The organism is Halomonas rhizosphaerae (assembly GCF_030012485.1).
Taxonomy (GTDB): Bacteria; Pseudomonadota; Gammaproteobacteria; order Pseudomonadales; family Halomonadaceae; genus Halomonas; species Halomonas rhizosphaerae.
This window is the reverse complement of sequence record NZ_JASCQQ010000028.1, coordinates 66,795-90,752: the sequence shown is the minus strand read 5'-3', so window position 1 is coordinate 90,752 and position 23,958 is coordinate 66,795. Positions and strand designations below refer to the sequence as shown.

Annotated in this window: 21 protein-coding genes and 1 pseudogene; 13 read left to right on the top strand and 9 right to left on the bottom strand. The window is 65.2% G+C overall.

The window, feature by feature from the left end; all coding sequences use genetic code 11:
- Positions 1–58 precede the first annotated feature (58 nt).
- Entirely contained in the window at positions 59–895 is an 837-nt protein-coding gene (phhA, locus tag QLQ86_RS13445) for a phenylalanine 4-monooxygenase (protein ID WP_282817277.1), read from the bottom strand.
- Positions 896–1,174: 279 nt separating this feature from the next.
- Here phhA and QLQ86_RS13440 point away from each other — a divergent pair, with 279 nt between their 5' ends.
- Positions 1,175–2,734, top strand: a complete 1,560-nt coding sequence (locus QLQ86_RS13440) for a sigma-54-dependent transcriptional regulator (RefSeq protein ID WP_282736597.1) — start codon at positions 1,175–1,177, stop codon at positions 2,732–2,734.
- Complete coding sequence (locus tag QLQ86_RS13435) at positions 2,734–3,363, top strand: hypothetical protein (RefSeq protein WP_282736598.1); 630 nt, start codon at positions 2,734–2,736, stop codon at positions 3,361–3,363. Before QLQ86_RS13440 ends, QLQ86_RS13435 begins: the two co-directional genes overlap by 1 nt.
- Before the next feature lie 5 nt (positions 3,364–3,368).
- Here the strand turns inward: QLQ86_RS13435 and QLQ86_RS13430 are convergent, their stop codons facing one another.
- Positions 3,369–5,330 carry a RecQ family ATP-dependent DNA helicase gene (locus QLQ86_RS13430; RefSeq protein WP_282817276.1) on the bottom strand — a complete coding sequence of 654 codons (1,962 nt, stop codon included), beginning with the start codon at positions 5,328–5,330 and terminating at the stop codon, positions 3,369–3,371.
- Positions 5,331–5,476: 146 nt separating this feature from the next.
- Between QLQ86_RS13430 and QLQ86_RS13425 the strand changes: the two genes are divergently transcribed.
- The gene (locus tag QLQ86_RS13425) at positions 5,477–6,133 is read left to right on the top strand and encodes a dienelactone hydrolase family protein (RefSeq protein WP_282736600.1); all 657 of its coding nucleotides are present in this window, start codon (positions 5,477–5,479) and stop codon (positions 6,131–6,133) included.
- Here the strand turns inward: QLQ86_RS13425 and QLQ86_RS13420 are convergent.
- The 3 genes and pseudogenes from QLQ86_RS13420 to cfa all read right to left on the bottom strand — a co-directional run bounded on the left by QLQ86_RS13420 (position 6,130) and on the right by cfa (position 8,736).
- Entirely contained in the window at positions 6,130–7,044 is a 915-nt protein-coding gene (locus QLQ86_RS13420; RefSeq protein ID WP_282817275.1) for a GGDEF domain-containing protein, read from the bottom strand. The two genes, QLQ86_RS13425 and QLQ86_RS13420, sit on opposite strands and share 4 nt — an antisense overlap.
- A gap of 379 nt (positions 7,045–7,423) precedes the next feature.
- Positions 7,424–7,528: pseudogene (locus QLQ86_RS13415) on the bottom strand (class I SAM-dependent methyltransferase); the annotation flags it as partial.
- A gap of 56 nt (positions 7,529–7,584) precedes the next feature.
- Positions 7,585–8,736 carry a cyclopropane fatty acyl phospholipid synthase gene (cfa, locus tag QLQ86_RS13410; RefSeq protein ID WP_282817273.1) on the bottom strand — a complete coding sequence of 384 codons (1,152 nt, stop codon included), beginning with the start codon at positions 8,734–8,736 and terminating at the stop codon, positions 7,585–7,587.
- Positions 8,737–8,882: 146 nt separating this feature from the next.
- Here cfa and QLQ86_RS13405 point away from each other — a divergent pair, with 146 nt between their 5' ends.
- The 5 genes from QLQ86_RS13405 (at position 8,883) to QLQ86_RS13385 (ending at position 13,719) form a co-directional block, all read left to right on the top strand.
- Entirely contained in the window at positions 8,883–9,188 is a 306-nt protein-coding gene (locus QLQ86_RS13405) for an MTH1187 family thiamine-binding protein (protein ID WP_282817272.1), read from the top strand.
- Positions 9,189–9,483: 295 nt separating this feature from the next.
- Positions 9,484–10,584 carry a 4-hydroxyphenylpyruvate dioxygenase gene (hppD, locus tag QLQ86_RS13400; RefSeq protein ID WP_282817271.1) on the top strand — a complete coding sequence of 367 codons (1,101 nt, stop codon included), beginning with the start codon at positions 9,484–9,486 and terminating at the stop codon, positions 10,582–10,584.
- A gap of 165 nt (positions 10,585–10,749) precedes the next feature.
- On the top strand, positions 10,750–12,210 hold the full coding sequence (locus QLQ86_RS13395) for a sodium-dependent transporter (protein WP_282817270.1): 1,461 nt from the start codon (positions 10,750–10,752) through the stop codon (positions 12,208–12,210).
- 191 nt (positions 12,211–12,401) lie between these two features.
- The gene (cobA, locus tag QLQ86_RS13390; RefSeq protein ID WP_282817269.1) at positions 12,402–13,283 is read left to right on the top strand and encodes a uroporphyrinogen-III C-methyltransferase; all 882 of its coding nucleotides are present in this window, start codon (positions 12,402–12,404) and stop codon (positions 13,281–13,283) included.
- 49 nt (positions 13,284–13,332) lie between these two features.
- A complete protein-coding gene (locus QLQ86_RS13385) occupies positions 13,333–13,719 on the top strand; it encodes a septal ring lytic transglycosylase RlpA family protein (RefSeq protein ID WP_282817268.1) in 387 nt (128 codons plus the stop codon).
- A gap of 42 nt (positions 13,720–13,761) precedes the next feature.
- Here the strand turns inward: QLQ86_RS13385 and QLQ86_RS13380 are convergent, their stop codons facing one another.
- From QLQ86_RS13380 to QLQ86_RS13365, 4 genes are read right to left on the bottom strand one after another with little or no spacing between them, the layout of a single operon-like run.
- The gene (locus QLQ86_RS13380; protein WP_282817267.1) at positions 13,762–14,844 is read right to left on the bottom strand and encodes an ABC transporter substrate-binding protein; all 1,083 of its coding nucleotides are present in this window, start codon (positions 14,842–14,844) and stop codon (positions 13,762–13,764) included.
- Positions 14,841–16,214 (bottom strand): sensor histidine kinase, encoded by a 1,374-nt coding sequence (locus QLQ86_RS13375; RefSeq protein WP_282817266.1) that lies wholly within the window; start codon positions 16,212–16,214, stop codon positions 14,841–14,843. Before QLQ86_RS13375 ends, QLQ86_RS13380 begins: the two co-directional genes overlap by 4 nt.
- Entirely contained in the window at positions 16,211–16,873 is a 663-nt protein-coding gene (locus tag QLQ86_RS13370; protein ID WP_282817265.1) for a response regulator transcription factor, read from the bottom strand. Before QLQ86_RS13370 ends, QLQ86_RS13375 begins: the two co-directional genes overlap by 4 nt.
- Complete coding sequence (locus QLQ86_RS13365) at positions 16,870–17,475, bottom strand: helix-turn-helix domain-containing protein (protein ID WP_282735388.1); 606 nt, start codon at positions 17,473–17,475, stop codon at positions 16,870–16,872. Before QLQ86_RS13365 ends, QLQ86_RS13370 begins: the two co-directional genes overlap by 4 nt.
- 189 nt (positions 17,476–17,664) lie before the next feature.
- On the opposite strand from QLQ86_RS13365, the gene QLQ86_RS13360 reads away from it, so the two are divergent.
- From QLQ86_RS13360 to urtB, 5 genes are all read left to right on the top strand, one after another.
- Positions 17,665–18,654, top strand: a complete 990-nt coding sequence (locus tag QLQ86_RS13360) for a Bug family tripartite tricarboxylate transporter substrate binding protein (protein WP_282735387.1) — start codon at positions 17,665–17,667, stop codon at positions 18,652–18,654.
- Entirely contained in the window at positions 18,651–19,103 is a 453-nt protein-coding gene (locus QLQ86_RS13355; RefSeq protein WP_282817264.1) for a tripartite tricarboxylate transporter TctB family protein, read from the top strand. Before QLQ86_RS13360 ends, QLQ86_RS13355 begins: the two co-directional genes overlap by 4 nt.
- A complete protein-coding gene (locus tag QLQ86_RS13350; RefSeq protein WP_282735385.1) occupies positions 19,103–20,629 on the top strand; it encodes a tripartite tricarboxylate transporter permease in 1,527 nt (508 codons plus the stop codon). Before QLQ86_RS13355 ends, QLQ86_RS13350 begins: the two co-directional genes overlap by 1 nt.
- A 323-nt stretch (positions 20,630–20,952) precedes the next feature.
- A complete protein-coding gene (urtA, locus tag QLQ86_RS13345) occupies positions 20,953–22,281 on the top strand; it encodes an urea ABC transporter substrate-binding protein (protein ID WP_282735384.1) in 1,329 nt (442 codons plus the stop codon).
- Positions 22,282–22,358: 77 nt separating this feature from the next.
- Positions 22,359–23,957, top strand: a complete 1,599-nt coding sequence (urtB, locus tag QLQ86_RS13340) for an urea ABC transporter permease subunit UrtB (RefSeq protein ID WP_407650094.1) — start codon at positions 22,359–22,361, stop codon at positions 23,955–23,957.
- The last annotated feature ends 1 nt before the right edge of the window (position 23,958 follow it).

Genomic DNA, 23,958 nt, shown 5'->3' with positions numbered 1-23,958 from the left:
GTGATTGGGGCGTCTCGCGCTCCAGTCAATTGTGCTTGCCGTGGGTAGTCAGTGGGGGTCAGGCACTGGCCCTGGCGCTGCTCGGGGCCGGTTCGAACCGCGGCTCGAACAGGCCCAGCTCCATGGCACGGTGCACCATGCCCATGATGTCCTGCCGGGAAAGGTCGTGCAGGGTGGTGAGATCGTCAAGCACATAGTAGAGGGGCTGGAGGATGTCGATGCGGTAGGGGGTGCGCAGGGCATCCACGGGATCGAAGGGCCGATGAACCGGCACGTCGGAGAGCGAGTGCAGGGTCTCTCTGGGCGAGGAGATGATGCCGCCGCCGTAGATGCGCCGCCCGGCCGGTGTATCGACCAGGCCGAACTCCACGGTCATCCAGTACAGCCGCGCCAGATAGACCCGCTCCTTCGGCGTGGCGGCCTTGCCCAGGCGACCATAGGTGGCGGTGAACTCGGCGAACGAGGGGTCGGTGAGCATCGGGCAGTGGCCGAAGATCTCGTGGAAGATATCCGGCTCCTTCAGGTAGTCCATTTCTTCCGGAGTGCGGATGAAGGTGGCCACCGGAAAGCGTCGATTGGCGAGCAGGTCGAAGAAGGTGTCGAAGGGGATCAGGGCGGGTACCTGGGCCGTCTGCCAACCGGTGGCGGCCTGCAGGACCCTGTCCACCTCGCCGAGCTGGGGAATGCGTGACTCGGGCAGGGCCAGGCGCTCCAGGCCGTCGAGGTACTGCTGGCAGACGCGCCCCTCGATCATGCCCAGCTGGCGCTGCATGAGGGCCTGCCAGGTGGCATGCTCGGTGTCGCTGTAGGCGATATGGCCCCGGTCGTCGGGCAGTCGAGCGCGGTAGCCGGTCTTGCTGGCGAAGTCGCTCAGTTCACTCAATCTGGTCGTCATGATTTCTCCGTGGCGTCGCTTGTGGGTTGTTGTCTGCCGTGCGGAATCCCCTCGAGTCTAGGCGTGACGGGATGTCCACAGGAGAGTCTTGCCACGCAAGCCAGGCAGTTCGAGATCGGTTGCCTGTAAAGAAATCATGACGATTTTTACCGCCAGCAAGGGTCCAAGAGGCAAGATGCGTGCTGGCGCGGATTGAGGCGGTACAGGTGTCACGTTATCTTGACACTCAAGTCACGTCGACGTGACGACTTTCAAGATACCAAGAGAGAACCTAGCCAGATGCGACTGAGGTTTCACTGCCAGAACCGGATCGGCATCCTGCGCGACATCGTCGCCCATTTCTCCGACTATGGCCTCAACGTGGCCCGTGGCGAGGTGGGGGGCGAGCACGGCAATGCGATTTACCTGCATGTGCCGAACCTGCTGCATGCGCAGCTCGCTACCTTAAGGCCGGAGCTGGAAGCCGTGCCAGGCGTATTCGGGGTTCGCCAGGTCAACCTGATGCCCAGCGAGCGTCGTCACCTGGAACTGGATGCGCTGCTCTCGTCGCTCTCCGACCCGGTGATGTCCATCGACATGGAGGGGCATATCGTGGCCGCCAACCGGGCTGCCGGGCAGTTGCTCGGCGTGCGCATCGACGAGGTGCCGGGGCTGTCGCTGGATCGCCATCTTCCTGAACTGGACCTGCCGGCGCTGATCCGGCGCAACAACGCCCGGGTCAACGGCCTGCGCATCAAGCTGCGCGATACCACCTTCCTTGCCGATATCGCGCCCCTGCATCGAGAGCATCAGGACGACGTGGCCTCGCTGGCCGGGGCCGTGGTGACCCTTCACCGGGCCGATCGCATCGGGGAGCGCATCTACCAGGTGCAGCGCCAGGAGCTCCGCGGCTTCGAGGCGATCTTCCAGGCGAGCCCGAGGCTGCAGGCGTTGATCCGCGAGGCGCGGCGGATGGCGCCGCTGGATGCCCCCTTGCTGATCCAGGGCGAGACCGGCACCGGCAAGGAGTTGCTGGCCCGGGCCTGTCACCTGGCCAGTGCGCGTGGCCAGTCGCCCTTCATGGCCCTCAACTGTGCCGGCCTTCCCGAGTCCATGGCCGAGACCGAGTTGTTCGGCTATGCCCCTGGCGCCTTCGAGGGTGCACGCCCCGAGGGCAAGCTGGGGCTTCTGGAGTTGACGGCAGGGGGGACCATCTTCCTTGACGAGGTGGGCGAGATGAGCCCGCGGCTGCAGGTCAAGCTGCTGCGCTTTCTTCAGGATGGCGGCTTCCGTCGGGTGGGCAGCGACGAGGAGACCTGGCTCGACGTGCGGGTGATCTGTGCCACCCAGCAGGACCTGCCTGCGCTCTGTGCCGAGGGGCTGTTTCGCCACGACCTCTATCATCGTCTCAACGTGCTGTCGCTGCAGGTACCTCCACTGCGCGAGTGCCGTGATGGCATTGAGGCGCTGTCCATGCACTTCATTGACCGCGCGGCTCGTCAGATCGGCTGCCGCCTCCCGGGCCTCTCTTCGCCGGCCCTGGCGAGGCTTGCCGCCTACCATTGGCCCGGAAATGTTCGCCAGCTCGAGAACGTGCTCTTCCAGGCGGTCTCGCTGTGCGAGGGCGAGGCCATCGAGCCTGCGCATCTGCGCCTGCCCGACGTTGGGGCTTCGGCAGGTCTTGCGGGCATCGATCTCGAGGGATCCCTCTCCGGCATCCTCGGCGAAGTGGAGCGCCGGGTGCTCGAGGAGCTCTATCCGCGGCATCCGTCCAGCCGGCAGCTGGCCAGGCGCCTCGGGGTCTCTCATACCACCATCGCCAACAAGCTTAAGCGCTATGGGATTGGCGGGGAGGAGTGATGCGCCGTCTGACTGCCAACTCGTTGCCTTCAGAGGGGTTGCCGCTGTGGCTCAAGCTGGTCTTCAGCTTCTGGGTGTTGGTCTGGGCGCCGACCTACTGGATGCTGCTGGGCCCCCAGAACTATTTCTGGCTGTGCAACCTGGCCAACTTCCTGCTCCTGGCGGGGCTCTGGAGCGAGAGCCGGCGGCTGGTCTCCATGCAGTGGCTGGCCGTGGCCCTGGTGGGCACCTTCTGGGCGGTGGACGTGGGCACCGCCTGGCTGACCGGCTGGCATCCTATCGGCGGGACCGAGTACATGTTCGATCCCGAACACCCCCCGCTGACACGGGCAATGTCGCTCTACCATCTGATCCTGCCGCTGGTGGCTGGATTCGCGATCTGGCGGATCGGCTATGATCGCCGGGCGCTGGTCTGGCAGAGCGTGCTTACCTGGCTGGTAATCCCTGCCAGCTATCTCTTCACCGAGGCCGAGCGCAACATCAACTGGGTCGAGGGGCCCTTCGGGCAGCCCCAGTCGATGATGGACCCTCTGCTTTACCTGGCGGGGCTGATGATCCTCTGGCCGCTGTTGATCTATCTTCCGGTGCACGGGCTGACCCTGGCGCTGTCACGTCGCCGCCGCGGCTGACCTGGTCAACCGGCGATCTGCTCGGCGACGCGCTGGCGAACCTCGGCATAGGGATAGCCCTCCAGGGCGGCGAAGGCCTCCAGCTTGCGCACCTTCATGGGGGTGAACAGCGGCGTGGTGATCCCGCACAGGAAGCGTGTCAGCAGGTCCGCCGTGGGCGGATGGCCTTCGCCGGCTTCCGCCAGCCGCTTGAGGAAGGGGCCGCAAAGAGGCGCGATCTCCCGTGACGACAGCGGTTGTGTCGGCGCGGCGTCCGGGAGTCGTGCGACCTGCCCTCGGCAGGCAGAACAGTGCCCGCAGTGCTCGGGGGCCCTGGCATCGCCGAACCAGTCCGCGAGCCGGCGGCTCAGGCAGCGGTCACTCTCGAAGAGCGCGAGCATGGCGTGCAGTCGGTCGATCTCTGCCCGCTCCTTGTCGCGAAAGTAGCCGAAGAGGTCGTCGGTCAGCGACACCGGATCGATCTCGGCCGAGAGCACCTCATAGACTTCGGTCATCTGCTTGCTCTCGAGCACCATCCAGCCCTTCTCGACGAAGTAGTCCAGGGCGGTGATCACCCGGCCGCGACGGGTATCCAGGCCGCGCTCCGCCCCGAGCGCCTCCAGGGTGGCGAAGTCCAGGCTGTACCAGGTCCGCGCGCGGGAGGAAGCATCAAGAATCGCCTGGACGAAGTCACGCCGTTCGCCCTGGAAGCGGTCGACCAGGGCCTCTGGCTCACCCTCCAGCCGGAAGCGGTAGTCGGCGAAGTAGCTGTAGCGGGGCGCGATCAGGCGGCGCAGTTCGAGCTGCACCAGCAGGGTCTTGAGCGGCAGGGGGCGGATATTGCTGTGCCGCGACAGCGTATTGAGCATCAGCTCCCACTGGCTGCCGGCGGCGCGGAGATCGTCGATCACCCGACGAATGCCATGATGCTCGGGGGTGTCGCCGTAGACGAAGTTCTCCAGCACCTCGATATGGTCACGCCCCGCCAGCATCAGGCAACTGGAGGGCAGGCCGTCGCGGCCGGCACGGCCGATCTCCTGGCTGTAGTTCTCGATGGACTTCGGCAGGTCGAAGTGCACCACGTTGCGGATATCGGCCTTGTCGATGCCCATGCCGAAGGCGATGGTGGCGACGATGCAGGGCGTGTGGCCCGCCATGAAGTCACGCTGGATCGCCTCACGCCGCTCGCCGTCGAGACCGGCGTGGTAGGCGATGGCCGGCAGGCCCGCCTTCGCCAGGTAGGCGGCCAGCCGTTCCGCCGTCTGCTGAAGGGTGACATAGACGATGGTCGGCTTGGGTGGGCCCTGCTCGAAGCGGGGACGTAGCCACTCGACCAGACGGCGGGGGCGCTCGACGGCGGGTACCGGCGTTACCTGGAGGTCGAGATTGGCGCGGTAGAAGCCGGTGCCAGTGACATCCCCCGGCGCGATGTCAAAGCGCGAGCGCATGTCGTCAATCACCCGCGGGGTGGCCGTGGCGGTGAGCAGCAGCACCTGCGGGATGGCAAAGTCACGGCGGTAGTCCGGCAGCTTGAGGTAGTCCGGGCGAAAGTTGTGGCCCCATTCCGAGATGCAGTGGGCCTCGTCCACCACCATCAAGGAGATGGGTACTCGCCGGATGAAGGCGCGGAACCGCTCGTTCTTGAGGCGTTCCACCGAGACCATCAGGATGCGGATGTCGCCGCGCTTGACCCCTTCCATGACCGCTGCCGCCTCCTCACGGCTCTGGCCCGAATCGAGGCTGGCAGCGGGGATGCCGTGGCGGCCGAGGAAGGCCAGCTGGTCCTGCATCAGGGCCAGCAGCGGCGAGATCACCAGGGTCAGGTGCGGGAGGTGCAGGGCCGGAAGCTGGTAGCAGAGCGACTTGCCGGAGCCGGTGGGGAAGATCGCCGCTGCCGAGCGGCCGGCCACGATGGCCTCGATGACCGGCCGCTGGCCGGGGCGGAAGTCGTCATAGCCGAAGACCTCCTGGAGAGTCTGCTGGATCATGGGCAGGTCCTGCCGTCTGGCATCGGAGAGTTACTGGGATTTTTTCCAGTATAACGTGCTCGTCGGCTCTCGTCCGCGCGCATGCGTGCCGGCATCGCTACACTTTTTCGTGACCCCGTTACCTCAAGACGGGGCAGGAGGGCACCATGTCCATCACCGAGCGTCATCTCGAACTCGAGACCTGCGGTGTCACACTCGAAGGCGATCTGCTGCGGCCCGACAATCCGGCGGGCATCGTGGTGTTCGCACACGGCAGCGGCAGCAGTCGTTTCAGCGTGCGTAACCGTCGGGTGGCGCGCCACCTGGCCGAGCAGGGGCTGGCGACCCTGCTGTTCGACCTGCTGACGCCCGACGAGAGCCTGATCGATGAGCGCACCCGGGCGCTGCGCTTCGACATTCCCCTGATCGGGTCGCGCATGAGCGGGGCCGTGGCCTGGGTGGCCGAAGTGCCGGAGACCCGGGAATGGGGGATCGGCCTGTTCGGGGCCAGCACGGGGGCGGCGGCGGCACTGATCGCCGCCGCCGATCAGCCGTCGCTGGTGCGGGCCGTGGTCTCGCGGGGCGGGCGGCCCGACCTCGCTGGGGAGGCCCTGCCGCAGGTGAAGGCACCGACCCTGATGCTGGTCGGCGGATGGGATACCCAGGTGATCGAATTGAACGAACAGGCCATGGCGCGCATGACCTGTTCGCGCGAGCTGCTGATCGTGCCGGGCGCCACCCACCTCTTCGAGGAGCCCGGCACCCTGGAGAAGGTCGAGGCCCATGCTGCGCGCTGGTTCCTCGACCATCTCGGCCGGGTCTAGACGCCGGCCATGACCTGGTTGCGCCCACCATGCTTGGCCGCATAGAGGCTGTCGTCGGCACGGTGGATCAGGGTCTCGCGGGAGTCACCGATGCGATGTTCGGCGACGCCGATACTGACCGTGATGCATCCCGTACCGATACCGAAGTCATGGTCGGCGATCCGCTCGCGAAGGCGTTCTGCCAACTGCCGGCAGTGAAGCTCAGGGGTGAGAGGCAGCAGCAGGGCGAATTCCTCGCCACCCAGCCGAGCCACCAGATCCTCCTCGCGTAGCATCTCGCGGCAGAGCCCGGCCAGGTCGCGAAGCACCTGGTCTCCCTGAAGGTGCCCCCAGGTGTCGTTGATTGACTTGAAGTGGTCGAGGTCGAGCATCATCAGCGACAGCGGCAGGGCGTGCCGGTTGCTCAACGAGATCTCCTCGTCGAGACGCTGCATCAGCTTGCGGCGATTGGCCAGGCCGGTCAGGTCGTCGGTGTCGGACAGCCGGCGCAGACGCTGCTCCTCGGCCATCTGTTCGCTGATGTCGATCATCATGCCGTACCAGAGGACGCCGGTATCCACCTTGCGGGGCTGGGCGCGCAGGGCGATCCAGCTCAGGCGGTCATCGGCCATCCTCAGCCGGAACTTGGTGGTGATGGGACTTTGCCAGCGGGCAGAACGCTCGATGGCGGCCATGAGGCGAGGGTAATCCGTCTCGGCCAGGCGCTCGAGGGCCGGGAGGGCATTCTGCGCCAGATCACGCCGGTCGACTCCGGTCAGTTGCGTACCGCTGCCGGCCAGGTAGGGAAAGTGCATCCGGCCGTCGGGAGCCCGGTGCAGTTGGAAGATCACCCCGGGCAATTGCTCGGTCAACTCGAGGATCCAGTCCGGCTGCGGCGTTTCCCCACCCGGCATGACGTCGTTGGAAGGCATGCGGGTGTCCTTTTCCCTGCTGCGAACAGGTTGTTCGTTCTTCGTTATTGTCCTGCCCCATGGGGACGGCAGGTGTCGACGCTGGGCGTCTTGGTCAAGCACATTATGATACGCCGTCAGGATCGTGGTGGCATCCTCCCTCGGATGTAGGAGATCGCCTACAAACGCATCGAGTGGATGACCTGAGTCAAGAAAGGGAGAGGTTACCGCTGGTCGCCTGAATGCGTTGGGCATCCGTGGCAGAAGATGACCTGCCGGAGCGCCAGTTCTCCGTCTTTCTGGAGGCTCATTGCGGGGCGTCGAAGTGCGCCGGGCGACCTAGGGAGAAGACGACCTGCCAGAGTTGCATATGGCGCGCCCGGAAGGCCCCGGTGCACACCTAGAGATAGTAGCGGAACATGCGCCGGGTGCGCTCGTTGTAGTGATGAGCGATCTCGTGCCAGTGGGCGTCGACGTTCGCCAGCCAGGCCATCAGCGTTCTGTCATAGTCGGGGCCGACCGGGGGTCATGTAAGCGCCAGTCCTCCATCGGCCCGGAGGGTCATCGCGGGGCGTCGTAGCGCCTAGGGCGTCCGCGGGAGAAGACGACCTGCCAGAGTTGCATATGGCGCGCCCGGAAGGCCCCGGCGCATACCGAGAGATAGTAGCGGAACATGCGGCGGGTGCGCTCGTTGTAGTGATGAGCGATCTCGTGCCAGTGGGCGTCGAAGTTCGCCAGCCAGGCCATCAGGGTGTGGTCGTAATCGGGGCCGAAGTTCTGCCAGTCCTCCATCATCAGGTGATCCTCGCTGGCCTTGGCGATATGCATGGCCGAGGGCAGGACGCCATTGGGGAAGATGTATTTGTTGAACCAGGGATCGGCGCTCACATCGGATCGGTTGGAGCCGATGGTATGCAGCAGGAAGAGGCCATCGGCCGGCATCAGGTGCCTCACCGTCTCGAAGTAGGTGGCGTAGTTGCGGTGCCCCACGTGCTCGAACATGCCGATGGAGACGATGCGGTCATAGAGCCCATCCAGGTCGCGGTAATCCTGCAGCAGGATCTCCACCGGCAATTCGGCGCAGCGCTCCCTGGCCAGGGCGGCCTGTTCCCGGGAGATGGTGATGCCGGTGACCTCGACATCGTGGTGGCGGGCGGCATGTTCGGCGAAGCTGCCCCAGCCACAGCCGATATCGAGGACCTTCATGCCCGGCTTGAGGTCGAGCTTGCGACAGGTCAGTTCCAGCTTGGCCCGCTGGGCCTGGTGCAGGTCATCGGCCGACTTCCAGTAGCCGCAGGAGTAGCACATGGTGGGGTCGAGCATGCGCTCGAAGAGGTCATTGCCCAGATCGTAGTGGGCCTCGCCCACCATGTAGGCACGGGCCTTGCTCTGCAGGTTGAGAAAGCCGGCCTGCAGGCGGTACTTGAGGCGCTCGGTGGTCGAGCGGGCATGCTCGCCGAGTCCATTCAGCAGCAGCCGGCAGGCCAACTCGTCGATGCGATCACACTCCCACCAGCCATCCATGTAGGACTCGCCGAGCCCCAGGGTCCCCTTATGCAGCACTCGAGAGAAGAAGTCGGGATGCAGTACGCGGATATCATGTGGCGCATCCCCGTTGAGCGTGACGCCCGAGCCATCGAGGAGCTGTTCGATGACCCGGCGGGCCCGAGTATCGGGCAGGGCGATGGGACCGATGCGGGGTTCGCTGGTCATGGAGTCCTCCGGATCCGGTGATGGATGTCAGGCTGGCGAACGCGCTGGGCACGGCTCTACGTCAGTGGCACTTTTGAAAACCAGCATAGACCAGCATCCTGAGGTCGTGTATTTCAACGACTTCACGAACGAGGAGAGTGAGAGCCATGAACGTGATCATCGATTTATGTGTAGTGCCATTGGGTGTCGGGGTGTCGGTCTCTCCGCATATCGCGGCATGCCAGCGCGTCATCCAGGCGTCCGGTCTCGAGCACCGCATGCATGCCTACGGCACTAACATCGAGGGGCCATGGGACGAGGTGATGGCAGTGGTCAAGCGCTGTCACGAGGTCGTGCACGAGATGGGGGCGCCGCGCATCACCAGCACGCTCAAACTCGGGACCCGCACCGATCGCGACCAGCGCATGGACGACAAGGTGGCGAGCGTCGAGACCCTGCTGGGCAGGCAGTAAACCCGAGGGGTCACGGCTGCGGCAGTTTGGCTGTCAATTTTTCGTTACGCCCTGTCAGGGGTTTGCGCCATGCCGGGGGCGGACGCGATGGGCTTGCGGTGGTTGTAAGGAATTCGTTACGAGACAGGGGGCATGGGTCGTGCTGAAGGGGCATCAGGGGCAGGGTTGGCACGTTCCGGCCGGCTGGTCGAGGCACTAGGCTGAGCGTCATCGAGAGCCCGCCGGCGGCGACAACGTCCGCCACGGGTCGATGACGCTCCATCGCGAATTCACAACAACAGCCCCTGGAGGATGCATGAACGCTCCCGCCCATACCCACGACGCCCTCGACCACGCCAATCCCATCGGGACCAACGGCTTCGAGTTCGTCGAGTACACCGCACCGACCGCCGAAGGCATCGAGGCGCTGCGCGCCCTGTTCGTCCGCATGGGGTTCACCGAGACCCGGCGCCACCGCTCCAAGCAGGTCACGCTGTTCCAGCAGGAGGGCGTGAACTTCGTCCTCAATGCCGAGCCGGGCAGTCATGCCGCCGAGTTCGCCAGAGTTCACGGACCCAGCGCCTGCGCCATGGCCTGGAAGGTGGCCGATGCGCGCCAGGCCTTCCAGCATGCCGTGGACAATGGCGCGGAGCCGGTCGAAAACCCCGTGGCCGATGGCGAGGTGGGCATTCCCGCCGTGAAAGGCATCGGCGGTTCGCTGCTCTACTTTGTCGACCATAAGCTCGACGCCCAAGGCCGAACCATCTACGACATCGACTTCGAAGCGATCCCGGGGCGCACACCGCAGGACAACAGCGTCGGCCTGCAGGTCCTCGACCACCTGACGCACAACGTCGATCGAGGCCAGATGGATGTCTGGGCCGACTTCTACACCCGCATCGCCAACTTCCACGAGAACCGCTACTTCGACATCGAAGGCAAGATGACCGGGCTGCATTCCCGCGCCATGACCGCGCCCTGCGGCAAGATGCATATCCCGATCAACGAGTCGGCCGACGACACCTCGCAGATCGCCGAATTTCTGCGTGAGTACAACGGCGAGGGGATCCAGCATCTGGCCATGGCCACCGATGACATCTATGCCACGGTGCGGGCCCTCAAGGCCAATGGCGTCACCTTCCTGACGACCCCGGACACTTATTACGAGAAGGTCGACGAGCGGGTGCCCAACCACCAGGAGAAGGTCGAGGACCTTCGCGAGCTGAGCCTGCTGGTCGATGGCGGTCCCGACCAGGGCGTGCTGCTGCAGATCTTCACCGAGACGGTGATCGGACCCATCTTCTTCGAGATCATCCAGCGCAAGGGGAACGACGGCTTCGGCGAAGGCAATTTCAAGGCCCTGTTCGAATCCATCGAGGAAGACCAGATTCGTCGCGGCGTCCTCAAGGCGGATTGATCCTCGACTTGATGCTGGTCGCTGAGCATCCGGCAGGCGAGAGCGGTCGATAGCAGCACAATCGACCGCCCGTCTGCCCAATCACGATAAAATCCGTCACAATGGCGCCCATGTGGCGACCCTTCGCCGTGTCGGAACAACAATTTCCGTGACCCCTGGTGTGCTATGACAACGAATCCACAATCCCGAACCCAGTGGCTCGGCCGCTGGGGTTTTATCCTGGCGGCGACCGGCTCCGCGGTGGGCCTGGGTAACATCTGGAAATTCCCCTATATCACCGGTGAGTTCGGTGGCGGGGCCTTCGTGCTGGTCTACCTGGCCTGCATCCTGGCCGTGGGGGTGCCGGTGATGATGACCGAGATTGCCCTCGGTCGCCGCGGTCGTGGTAGCCCCATCGACGCCATCCGTCGCGTGGTCGGCGAGTCGGGCCGCGGCTCGGCCTGGTCACTGCTGGGCTGGATGGCCATGCTGTGCGGCTTCCTGATCCTGTCGTTCTATGTGGTGGTGGCGGGCTGGTCCTTCTCCTACCTGTGGAAGATGCTGAGTGGTGGCCTGGCCGGTTCCAGTGTCGAGGAGATGGCGGCGATCTTCGGCGCCAACAATGAAAGCCCCCTGAACCTGGGGTTCTGGAGCACCCTGGTCACGGTGGCCACCATGGTGATCGTCGGCAAGGGCGTCCAGGCCGGTATCGAGAAGAGCGTCAGCTGGATGATGCCCGGCATGGTGGTGATGCTGCTGGTGCTGATCGTCTATGGGATGTTCACCGGCGGCTTCGGCGATGCGCTACGCTTCCTGTTCTCTTTCGATGCCGGCAGCCTCTCCAGCGAGGGCATGCTGGCCGCTCTGGGGCATGCCTTCTTTACCCTCTCCCTGGCCTCCGGGGCCATCCTTACCTACGGCAGTTACCTGCCGGCGCGGGCCTCCATTGCCCGCACGACGCTGACCGTGGCGCTGGCCGACACCCTGGTGGCCCTGATGGCGGGGCTGGCGATCTTCCCGGTGATCTTCGCCAATGGCATGAGCCCGAGCAGCGGACCAGGGCTGATCTTCATGAGCCTGCCACTGGCGTTCCAGGCCATGCCGTTGGGTACCCTTTTCGGCATCCTGTTCTTCGTCATGCTCTCCATGGCCGCTCTGACGTCCTCGATCTCGATGGTCGAGGCCACGGTTTCGTGGCTGTGCGACAACAAGGGATTCTCGCGGCGTACGGCGTCCTGGGGGACCGGCATCGTACTTTGGCTGGTCAGCACCCTGGCCATGCTGTCGTTCAATGTCGGGGCCGACTGGACCCTGGCCGGCAAACACTTCTTCGACTGGCTGGATTACCTGACCGCGCGCTGGATGATGCCGCTGGGCGGTCTGGGCATGGTGCTCCTCGCCGGCTTCGTGCTCAAGAGCGAGACCTTCCGCGAGGAGCTCGGACTCTCTGCCGGCTGGCATGCGCTCTGGCTGTTCATGGTCCGCTACGTGAGTCCGCTGGGCATCCTGGTGATCTTCGTCGATGCCCTGGGGATCACCCGGGTGGACTTCGCGCTGCACTGGCCCTGGCTGCTGGCGGTGCTGGTGGTGATCACCCTGGTCGGTGAGCTGACCAGCCCTCGCCTGCGCCGCGTGCTCTGCCCCTGAGCCCGACGCCACGTCCAGAAGAGCCCTCGTCGCCCCCGCCCAGCGGGGGCGACGTCATTGGCGCGTCCCGGGGCGCCCGTCAATTGGCGGACCCGCGGTTATAGGCTTGTGACGAGGGAATAGTGGCAGGCGATGCGTCTTTTAATTACCATAGTGAATAGATGAACTGATTGAACTGGAGATAATGGAATATGCAGGTCGGTCCTCAACACCACGGCGAATCGCTCGCCTCGGGCCTCAGGTGGCCGGCCGGCTCAGCCTTTCCCTCCGGTGGCGTCAGCCTGGTGGGCGCCGGTCCCGGAGACCCGGAGCTGTTGACGATCAAGGCACTGCGCCGCCTGCAGGCCGCCGAGGTGATCCTGCATGACCGTCTGGTCAGCGACGAGATCCTCGCCCTGGCGGCCCCCCAGGCGTCGCGGTTCTACGTGGGCAAGGAGCGCTCGCGACACAGCGTGCCCCAGGATGGCATCAACCAGGCGCTGGTCGACTGGGCCCGGGCCGGCAAGCGGGTGGTCCGTCTCAAGGGCGGCGACCCCTTCATTTTCGGCCGCGGCGGCGAGGAGCTCGAGACCCTGGTAGCGGCTGGCATCGAAGTGGAGGTGATTCCCGGCATTACCGCGGCGTCGGGATGCGCCGCCTATGCCGGCATCCCGCTGACCCACCGCGATCATGCCCAGTCGGTGCGTTTCGTCACCGGGCACCTTCGCAATGGCAGCAGCGACCTGGACTGGCCGACGCTGGCCGGCCCCGGCCAGACGCTGGTGTTCTACATGGGGCTGGGCAGCCTGGCACTGATCGGTGAGCAGCTTCAGCGTCATGGATTGCCGCCCGAGACGCCTGTGGCCCTGATCGAGCAGGGCACCACGGGACGCCAGCGAGTGCATGTCGGAACCCTGCAAGAGTTGCCGCCGACAGGCGAAGTGGTTACTATCCGACCGCCGACCCTGATTATCGTCGGCAGTGTCGTGACATTGCACGAACGGCTGGCCTGGTTTGACCGGGACCGAGCCACGAGTTCGGGTTGGCTGCAGGGCAAGCACCCTGCGCCGTCAACAACCGATCATGGCGCCTGATCGCTGGATGCGAGATTCGGCGCACCAAGGTAAGTCATGAGGTGACAGCATGGGGATACGATCCCGCCTGATTCTGACCTGCTGCCTGGCGGGTCTGCTGATGACCGGCTGCGCCGGCAAGGGGCAGGCCCACGAGACGACATCAGAGACCCAGCAGGGGGTCGCGTCCTACTACAGCGACCGCTTCCAGGGCCGGACCACGGCCAGCGGCGAGTCCTTCGACCAGCAGGCCCTCACTGCCGCTCATCCCACCCTCCCGTTCGGGACAAAGGTGGTGGTGACTCGCGAGGATAACGGCCGCGAGGTCGAGGTGTTGATCAATGACCGGGGCCCCTATGCCAAGGGGCGTATCATCGACCTCTCCAAGCGTGCCGCCAAGGCGCTCGGCATGTTGCATCGTGGTACCGCCCCGGTGGAAATCTCCTACGTGCAGTGAGTCGGCCGTGGTGGGCGAAGCGCCCGTCAGGCTGTTCGTCGGTCACCGTTGTTCCCTGCGTGAGAATTCCCGCTGCCAGCGGGTCAGCAGTGCCTCACGCTTGAGGTCGTCCAGGGTGGCCAGAAGACCGGGGCCCAGGGTGAATGGTCGCAATGCCTCGCCTCTTTCTTGGCGCAGTGACGTCGCCGTGCCCGGCCCCTCGAGGGCAGGATGGATGGCGCCCAGAGTGGTCTCGCGGGCGAGTACTGTCTGGCCCGGCTCGCCGATCAGATAGTCGAGAAAGCGCTCGGCCGCGGCGCGGTGGGGCGCCTGACGCGGGATCAGGGCCAGGCGTTGGGTCACCAGCGCATAGTCCTCGGGCACCACGATCCTCAGCTGCGGCTGATCGGCCAGACGGTCCCGGGCATAACTTCCCAGCAGGTTGTAGCCCACCTGATAGCGTCCCTCGATCAGTCCCTCCAGCATCTCCCCGGTGGTGTCCACCAGATCGGCCTCGGCCTTTCCCAGTGCCGCCACCAGATCCCAGTAGCGGGGCGAGAGCCGCGATTCCTCGATGGCATAGGTATAGCCTGCGCCACTGGTGGCCGGGTCATAGGTCACCACCTGGCCCTGCAGGGTCTCTGCATGGCGCTCCAGCAGGGCGAGCAGGTCGGCATGCCCCCGTACCTCCCCGAAGCGCTCGATGACGGTCTCGTTCACGACCATGACGATGGGCTCGAAGGTGAAGGCGAAGAGCTCATGACGCCAGCGTGCCCAGGCCGGCCAGCGCCGTGCGTCGGGACTCTCCAGGGAGCGGGCATGACCCTCGTTCGCCAGCCGGTACTGCCAGGGCATGGCCGAGGAGAGCAACACATCGGCCTCGTCCGGCTCGACCAGGAAGCGTTCATGCAGCGCCAGGGTGGTCAGGTTGCGGTAGCGCACCTCCAGGTCGGGATTCTCGCGATGAAAGCCCTCCAATAGCGGGCGCATCTGGGGCAGGTCCAGGGCGCCATGAACCACCAGCTGAGAGGTGGGACCGATGTCGGTCTTGGCAGCGTAGCGCAGAGTTTCGTCTGCGCCGGCGGGCGCACCGACCAGGCCGAGAGGCAGCAGCCAGCGACAGGCAAGCCGGCTCAGGCGATTCATGGGCTTTCTCCCGGAAATTGCAGTACCACGGTCAGTCCACGGCCGTCATGGCCGGACGAGAGTTGCAGGCGTGCGCCGTGTGTTCGTGCGATACCATCGACGATCGCCAGTCCCAGACCGGACCCTTCCACGTCCTCGCGGTCGCGGTGAAAGGGGCGCAGCATCAGCAGCCGTCTCTGGGGGGGTATCCCGGGGCCGTCGTCCTCCACAGCCAGGCGGGGCGGTTCGTCCTCGACCTGCACCGTGACCCGTCGCCCTCCGTAGCGACAGGCATTGTCGATCAAGTTGCCGATGGCCTCGGCGATCAGCCAGTCGATGCCTCGGACCCAGACCTCGCCCTCGACGGTCTCGACCCCCAGGTCGACCCCTTGCCGGTGGCATGACGCCCAGTGGTCGCGAACGGCCTGGCGGGCGATGGTGTTGAGTTCCAGGGGGACCAGGTCCGGGCGATATTCCGGATTGGCCAGCCGGGTCAACGAGAGCAGCTGAACGGCTAGCCTTGCAGTTCGGGCGCTGGTGGCCTGCATGGCAACCAGCGCCTCCTTCCAGCGCGCCGGATCGTCCTGTCGAAGGGCGAGTTCGGCCCGAGCCGACAGACCCGCCAGGGGGGTCCGCAACTGGTGCGAGGCATCGCCGATGAAGCGTTCCTGATTGGCGCGCACCCGGCGCATCCTGGCCAACAACTCGTTGACGGTATCGCGAAGCTCGGCGAGTTCCCGCGGCAGGGTGAGCTCCAGGGGGGCGAGGGTGCGCGGGTCACGGGCACGGATCGCGCGGCGCAGTCGGGTCAGCGGCGTCAGCGCGGCACGGATCGCCATCAGCAGCCCCACCGTCGCCAGTGCCGCCATGGCCAGGATCATCGCGAGGTTGGCTCGCCACAACTCGGCGGCCAAGGCATCACGACCCTCGCGGCTATGGGCGACACGGACCTCGAAGGGTTCGCGCACCCGCCAGTCCTCGAAGCGCGTGCGGCGGACTCCCTGGCGCAGCGACAGATCCTGCCAGTTGATGTTGCGATAGAGCAGGGTGTCCTCTCCCCCCAGGCCCTGTCGCGAATCCCCCGGCAGGTTGGCATTGCCGGTGATCAGGCGACCCTGGCCGTCCACCAGGCTGTAGAAGACCCGCTCCTCGGCATCGGTGGCCAGCATCTCCAGGGCCGCTGGCGGCAGGTCTAGCCAGAGACGGTCGTCCTGCCACTGTACCTGTTCGGCAATGGCCAGGGAGGCGGCTTCGAGCAGCCGGTCGAAGGCGCGGTCGGCAGTACGCTGAGCGTCCACCCAGGCCTGGATCAGGATCAGGCTGCCCAGCACCAGCAGGGGAAGCAGCAGCCATCCCAGCAGGCGCCGATAAAGGCTGTCGCCCCGCCTCACTCGACCTCCAGCAGGTAACCCAGCCCACGCACCGTTCGCAAGGCAACGCCGGCGTGGCCGAGTCGCTTGCGCAGGCGGTGGACATAGACCTCGATGGCGTTGTCCCCCATGGGATCGCCCTGGAAGGCCTCCTCGGCAAGCCGGGCCTTCTCCACCGGCTGGCCGGCATGGCGCATCAGGCAAGCCAGCAGGCGTTGCTCGCGGGGCGGAAGAGCGAGCGGTGCCTCCTCGAGCGTGAAACGCTGGTTCTGGGTGTCGAGCACCAGGGGGCCGACCCTGAGTTGCGGATCAGGACCGCGACGCCGCAGCAGGGCGCGGACCCGGGCCTCGAGTTCATCCAGGGCAAAGGGCTTGGCCAGGTAGTCGTCCGCGCCCAGGTCGAGGCCTCGCACTCGATCCTCCACGGCGCCTCGTGCCGTCAGGATCAGCACCGGGGTGTCACGGTCGTGGCGCCGCAGTGCCTCGAGGACCGCCAGGCCGTTGCATCCCGGCAGGTTCAGGTCGAGCAGCACCAGTTCGACACCATGCCCCGGCACCGAGAGACGCGCCCGCGCCGCGTCTCCGTCCGCCAGGTGGCAGACGTCGTGGCCCTCGAGACCGAGGGTGTCGACCAGGGTCTCAGCCAGCAGCGCATCATCCTCCACCAGCAACACGGTCATGGCCCTGCCTCCCGGGGTGGGCTGGTCGCCAGCGACGCCATGGCATCGGCCAGGAGGCGATGTGCCTGGTGCGAGTCCAGACGTCCGGTGGGGCCCGACAGGGCGAGCCACATGGGGGGCTCGATGGCATCCCCCGGCAGTGGCTGGCACACCATCACGCCGCCGGGCAGTTCCGGTCGAGGGTCATCCGCGGCCGCCGCTGTCCAGCGGTCCCCCGGGCGCAGGTCATGACGCAGGGCGACGTCGGGAAGGGTGACGAGGCGGCACTCCACCATGCCGTCCTCCACCTCGAGCAGGGCCGCCGTTTCACCGGTATCGGCCGCCAGGCGGACGAGCAGGGGCTGGATCCGGGTCGCCAGGTGTCGGCCGGGGAGGTGCCGTCGTGCCAGGCGGACCGGGGCATGGCCGAGGTGCCAGCGTCCCTGCTCGTCGCGTTGCACATAGTCGAAGCGGGTCAGCGACCCCAGCAGCCGCAGCAAGGTGCTCTTGTAATAGCCGGTGGCCTGGGCCAGCTCGGCCAGCGTGAAGTGGTCCTGGGGGGAGTCGAATGCCTCGAGTACCGTCAGTGCCCGTTCCACGGCTTCGACACGGTCCTGTGCCATCGAAGGGACGCGCCTCCTCGTTGCGTTGAACTTTGGTCGTAATCGGAGCCTCAGGCGTTGACGCCCGTCAACGCCAAGCCTAACTTTCCACTCTGAGGAACGATGTTCTGCCTTACAGAATTGTAAGGAAAGCTGACAGGTTCCGCAAGCCAACAATCACACAAGCATGACATCAGGAGGAACGCCGCCATGAATCTCAAGCGCCCCGTCCAGCTGGTAGCCGTCGCCGTTCTGGCGACCACCGCCGCCTCGACCTTCGCCTTCGAGCCCCAGGGCAAGGTGGAATGCCTGGCACCTGCCGATCCGGGCGGCGGCTGGGACTTCACCTGCCGCAGTGTCGGCAAGGTGATGGAAGACCTGGATATCGTCCCGCGCAGTGTCCAGACCATCAACATGGCCGGCGCGGGCGGTGGCGTGGCCTTCGGTCACACCATCAGCAAGCGTGCCGGTGATGAACAGCTGCTGGTGGCCGCCTCGACTGCCACCACGACCCGCCTGGCTCAGGGCCAGTTCCCCAACATGACCGCCGACATGGTCAACTGGATCGGGGCCCTGGGAGCCGACTACGGCATCATCGCTGTAGCGGCCGATTCCGAGCACGAAGACCTCAACGACCTGATGGAGGCCCTCAAGGAAGACCCGCGCAGCGTCAAGTTCGCCGGCGGCAGCGCCAAGGGCGGCTGGGACCACCTCAAGGTATTGATTGCCGCCCAGGCTGCCGATGTCGAGAACCTGCCGCGGATTCCTTACCTGTCGTACAACAACGGCGGCGAGGCCCTGACCCAGGTGATCGGCGGCCATGTCGATGCCTTCACTGGCGATATCACCGAGGCGCAGGGGTTCATGGAGTCCGGTGATCTCAAGGTGCTCGCGGTGCTTTCCGAGGAGCGTCTGCCCGGCGAGTTCGAGGATATTCCGACTGCCATGGAGCAGGGGGTCGATGCCCTGGGGCCCAACTGGCGCGGCTTCTATATGCCGGCTGACATCTCTGACGACGCCAAGCAGTACTGGGTCGACGCCATGGACACCATTTATGAAAGCGAGGAGTGGCAGAGCGTCATGAAGCAGAATGGTCTGATGCCCTTCCACATGAGCGCCGGGGAATTCGAGACGTTCGTCATGAACCAGATCGAAGAGATCGAGACTCTCTCCAAAGATATCGGGCTGATTCAGGAATGACCTATAACGATCGTATCTTCGGCATACTGATGATCGTCCTGGCCGTCGCGTACGGCTGGGGCACCACTCAGTTCAACGAACCCTTCGGCGGAGCCGAGGCAGTCGGCCCCGAGACCTTTCCCCGCCTGCTGGCCGTCGTACTGGGGCTCTCCAGCCTTTACATGGTCGTACGGCCGGATCCAGACCATGCGTGGCCCTGGAGCCGCACCGGTATCGAGCTCATCATCGCCGTGGTGGTGCTGATCCTCTATGCCATGTTGCTTCAGCCACTGGGCTTCATCATCAGCACGACCCTCGCCGTGGGAACCCTGTGCTGGCGCATGGGATCGCGTCCGGTCAAGGCCTACGCCACCGGGGCAATTTCCGGGGTGGTGGTGTTCCTGCTGTTCAACTTCGCCCTCGATCTGTCGCTGCCGCTGGGCCTGCTGTCATTCCTGGAGGTGAGTTGATGGAAACGCTTGGCTTCTTGATGGATGGGTTTGGCGTCGCCCTGGCGCCGCACAACCTGATGTTCGCGCTACTCGGTGCCTTCCTCGGCACCCTGATCGGGGCGCTGCCGGGCCTGGGGCCGGCCAACGGGGTGGCGATCCTGATTCCGCTGGCCTTCACCCTGGGGCTCGCCCCGGAAACCGCGATGATCATGCTCACGTCGGTCTATGCCGGCGCCATGTATGGCGGACGCATTTCGTCGATCCTGTTGAACATCCCCGGTGACGAACCGGCGATGATGACCTGCCTCGACGGCTATCCCATGGCCCAGCAGGGCAAGGCCTCCGAGGCGCTGGCGATCTCCGCCGTGGCCTCCTTCATCGGCAGCCTGGTCGCCACCATCGGCCTGATCCTGCTGGCGCCTCTGCTGGCGGATTTCGCCCTGACCTTCGGCCCGGCCGAGTACTTCGCGCTGTTCCTGCTGGCCTTTGCCACCCTTGGTGGCATCACCGGCAAGAACCCCATGAAGACCGTGGTGGCCGCCGCCATCGGCCTGATGATCGCCACCGTGGGCATCGACTCCACCGGGGTGCAACGCTACACCTTCGGCACCCTGGAGCTCTACGAGGGCGTGGACTTCATCATCGCCATCGTCGGGTTGTTCGCCATCTCCGAGTTGCTGTTCTTCATTGAAGAGAAGGCCGGCGGCGGCAAGGAAAAGATGGCCGTGAACAAGCTTACGCTGAAATGGAAGGATATCCGCAACATCCTGCCTTCCAGCTTCCGGGGTGGCGTGCTGGGCTTCATTGCCGGCGTCCTGCCCGGTGCCGGCGCCTCGCTGGGCAGCTTTATCGGCTATACCCTCGAGAAGAAGATAGTCGGCAAGAAGGGCTACTTCGGCCAGGGTGACCCGCGCGGCGTGGCCGGCCCCGAGGCCGGCAACAATGGCGCCTCCAGCGGCGCCCTGGTGCCCATGTTGACCCTCGGCGTGCCGGGCAGCGGCACCACTGCGGTGCTGCTGGCGCTGCTGATCTCGCTCAACATCACGCCCGGGCCGCTGATGTTCACCCAGAATGCCGATATCGTCTGGGGCGTGATCGCTGCGCTGCTGATCGGTAACTTCCTGCTGCTGATTCTAAATATTCCGCTGGTGGGGATCTTCGTCAAGCTGCTCTCGGTGCCGCCGATGTTCCTGCTGCCGGTGGTCACCATGATCGCTTTCGTGGGCATCTACTCGATCAGCAACACCGTCTTTGATCTCTACTTCATGGTGGCCTTCGGTGTTGCCGGGTATATCTTCCGCAAGTTGGAGATTCCGCTGGTACCGATTATCCTCGGCCTGCTGCTGGGGCCGGAGATGGAGAAGAACCTGCGCCATGCCATGGACATCTCCGATGGTGACTGGACTATCCTGTGGGATAGCGGGTTGGCCATCGGGCTGTGGGTGTTCGCCGGCCTGGGGCTGATCCTGCCCTACATCGTCGGCCCGGTCCTGCGCCGTCGGATGCGGGTCACCACCGGCACGGGCGGTCCCGAGGGCGACTGAGCCTCGGCCCCATCGTCACTGCCTATCGGGGGCGCCGGCCGAGCCGGCGCCCCCGTTTTGCGTGTTGGCCCTCCTGCGTCACGACGGTGCGTTGCACCAGAGGCATAGACGATCGTGGGGCAGGGCGGTGTGCCCCTTGCACCAGGATATCGCCTTGTGATGCCTCCGGTCCTTCGGGGGCGTTCATCCAACTATCTGAATGAAAGGATAAAAACCGGCATCGTGCTGATATGGCACATCCCTTGCGACAGCGGTGAGAGACATCCCGCGATGTTCTCCCTCGCTGGACTCATCGACAACAACATCGATCGCAAGGAGATCCCATGATCCCGTCCTCCGTGAATCGCACTTCCCGTTGGCTGGCCGTTCCGCTGCTGAGTGCGGCCGTCGCCACACCCGCCCTGTCCCAGGAAGACCCCATCAAGGTGGGCATCCTGCACTCTCTCTCCGGCACCATGGCCATCAGCGAGACGGTGCTCAAGGACACCGTCGAGATGCTGATCGAGCAGCAGAACGCCCAGGGCGGCCTGCTCGGACGTGAACTGGAAGCCGTGGTGGTGGACCCGGCCTCCGACTGGCCGCTGTTTGCCGAGAAGGCGCGCGAACTGCTGGCCCAGGAGGAGGTTGACGTCATCTTCGGCAACTGGACATCGGTATCGCGCAAGTCGGTGTTGCCGGTGGTCGAGGAGCTCAATGGCCTGCTCTTCTATCCGGTGCAGTACGAGGGCGAGGAGTCCTCCGAAAACGTCTTCTACACTGGCGCGGCGCCCAACCAGCAAGCGATCCCCGCGGTGAATTACCTGATGAACAACGTCGGCGTTGAACGCTGGGTACTGGCCGGCACCGACTACGTCTATCCGCGCACCACCAACAAGATCCTCGAGGCCTACCTGAAGGACGAGTTCGGGGTCGCGGAAGACGACATAATGGTCAACTACACGCCCTTCGGGCACTCGGACTGGCAGAACATCGTCTCCGAGATCAAGGAGTTCGGCAGTGAGGGCAAGAAGACCGCCGTGGTCTCGACGATCAACGGAGACGCCAACGTGCCCTTCTACCGGGAACTCGGCAACCAGGGTATCGATGCCGCCGACATCCCGGTGGTGGCCTTCTCGGTGGGCGAGCAGGAGCTGACCGGCATCGACACGGCGCCGCTGGTCGGGCATCTGGCGGCCTGGAACTACTTCATGAGCGTCGATACCGATGCCAACTACGACTTCATCGACGCCTGGATCGAATACACCGGGGACGAGATGGCGGTGACCAACGATCCCATGGAAGCCCATTACATCGGCTTCAACATGTGGGCCGAGGCAGTGCGCAAGGCCGGCACCACCGACGTCGACGCGGTCAAGGACGCGATCATCGGTGTCAGCGTGCCCAATCTCTCCGGTGGCTATGCGGCCATGATGCCCAACCACCACATTACCAAGCCGGTGCTGATCGGCGAGATCCAGGACAATGGTCAGTTCTCCATCGTCTGGGAGACCCCGTCCACGGTGGCCGGTGATGCCTGGTCAGACTATCTGGAGGGATCCAGGGACCTGATCAGCGACTGGCGCAAGCCCATGGAGTGCGGCAACTACAACGTCGTGAAGGGTAGCTGCGGTGGGAGCGAGGCCCAGGAAGAGGTCGCCTCCGCAGACGAATAGGACCGGTCTGCCACCGGGTCAGCGCCTGACCCGGTGGTGATGACACGCCACTCGACGATCATTGCCAGGAATTCCCCATGAAGATCCCCCCTTGTCTCAGGCGGATGCTGGTCCTGTGCCTGCTGGCCTGTCTGCCGTTGGCGGCCAATGCGCAGGATGACGACGGCCAGCAGCTCCTCGAGTCACTCGATGCCTCGTCCTACGCCCAGATGGGTGTGGCCATCGAGGCCATCATTACCAGTGGCGACGAGCGCAGTCGTGGCTGGCTGGAGGCGCTGCTGGGCGGCAAGCTGCAGCGACACAAGGAGACGGGCCGCTTTGTCGTGGTGCTCGAGAACCGGGGCCGTGACTGGCCGGTGGTCGATGCCCTGACGGGCGAGGCCCTCGGCGAGATGTCGAGGCGCGACCTTGATCGGCTCGGCATCAACAACGCCCTGCGTGGCCAGTTGCAGGGCGCGCTGGCGGTGCTTGACCTGCAGGCCGATGGGGTCAGCGAACGCCGCCAGGCGGCTCGCGCCCTGCTCGGCGACGTCGATGCCACCCTTGCCGAGCCACTGACGGTGGTGATCGACGCCGAGGAGGATGCCGAGGTTCGCCGCCTGCTCCAACAGGCGCTGGCGATCCATCGCCTGGAAGAGGGTGACCTGGCGGCGGTGGACGCCCTGGCGGGCAGTTTGAATTCCCGGGTACGCTCGGCGCTGAATACCGCCAGTCGCAGCGAGGACCCTGGGCTCGCCGCCGCTGCGACCTCGGCCCTGGCCGATATCGAGCAGAAGATGAAGCTCAATCGAGGACTCGAGACCCTATACTTCGGCCTGTCGCTTGGCTCGGTACTTGTGCTGGCGGCCATCGGGCTCGCCATCACCTTTGGCGTCATGGGCGTCATCAACATGGCCCATGGCGAGCTGATCATGCTCGGCGCCTACACCACCTGGGCCATGCAGCAGCTGATGCCTGGCCAGCCGGGACTGGCGATGGTGCTGTCGATTCCTGCCGGTTTCCTGGTGGCGGCGTTGGCCGGTATTGCCATCGAACGCGGCGTGATCCAGTTCCTCAAGGGCCGTCCTCTGGAGACTCTGCTGGCCACCTTCGGTGTTAGCCTGATCCTCCAGCAGCTGGTGCGCACCGTGATCTCGCCGCTGAATCGCACCGTGGTCACTCCGGAGTGGATGAGCGGCTCGATCATGATCAATGAGGGGCTCTCGCTGACCCTCAACCGCCTCTACGTGCTGGGCTTTGCGCTGGTGGTGTTCGCCGGCCTGATGCTGGTGATGCGACGCACATGCCTGGGGCTCGAGGTGCGGGCGGTGACCCAGAATCGCGCCATGGCACGCTCCATGGGCATTCGGGCGACCCGTGTGGACATCATGACCTTCGCCCTGGGGTCGGGCGTGGCCGGGCTCGCCGGCGTGGCGCTCTCCCAGCTCACCAACGTGGGGCCCAACCTGGGCCAGAACTACATCATCGACTCCTTCATGGTGGTGGTCTTCGGCGGCGTCGGAAACCTGTGGGGTACCCTTGTGGCCGGGCTCTCGCTGGGCGTGATCAACCAGGTCCTCGAACCCTGGGCAGGTGCCGTGCTGGCCAAGATCCTGGTGCTCGTGTTCATCATCCTGTTCATCCAGAAGCGCCCCCGCGGACTCTTTCCGCAGAAGGGCCGGGCGGCGGAGGGCTGAT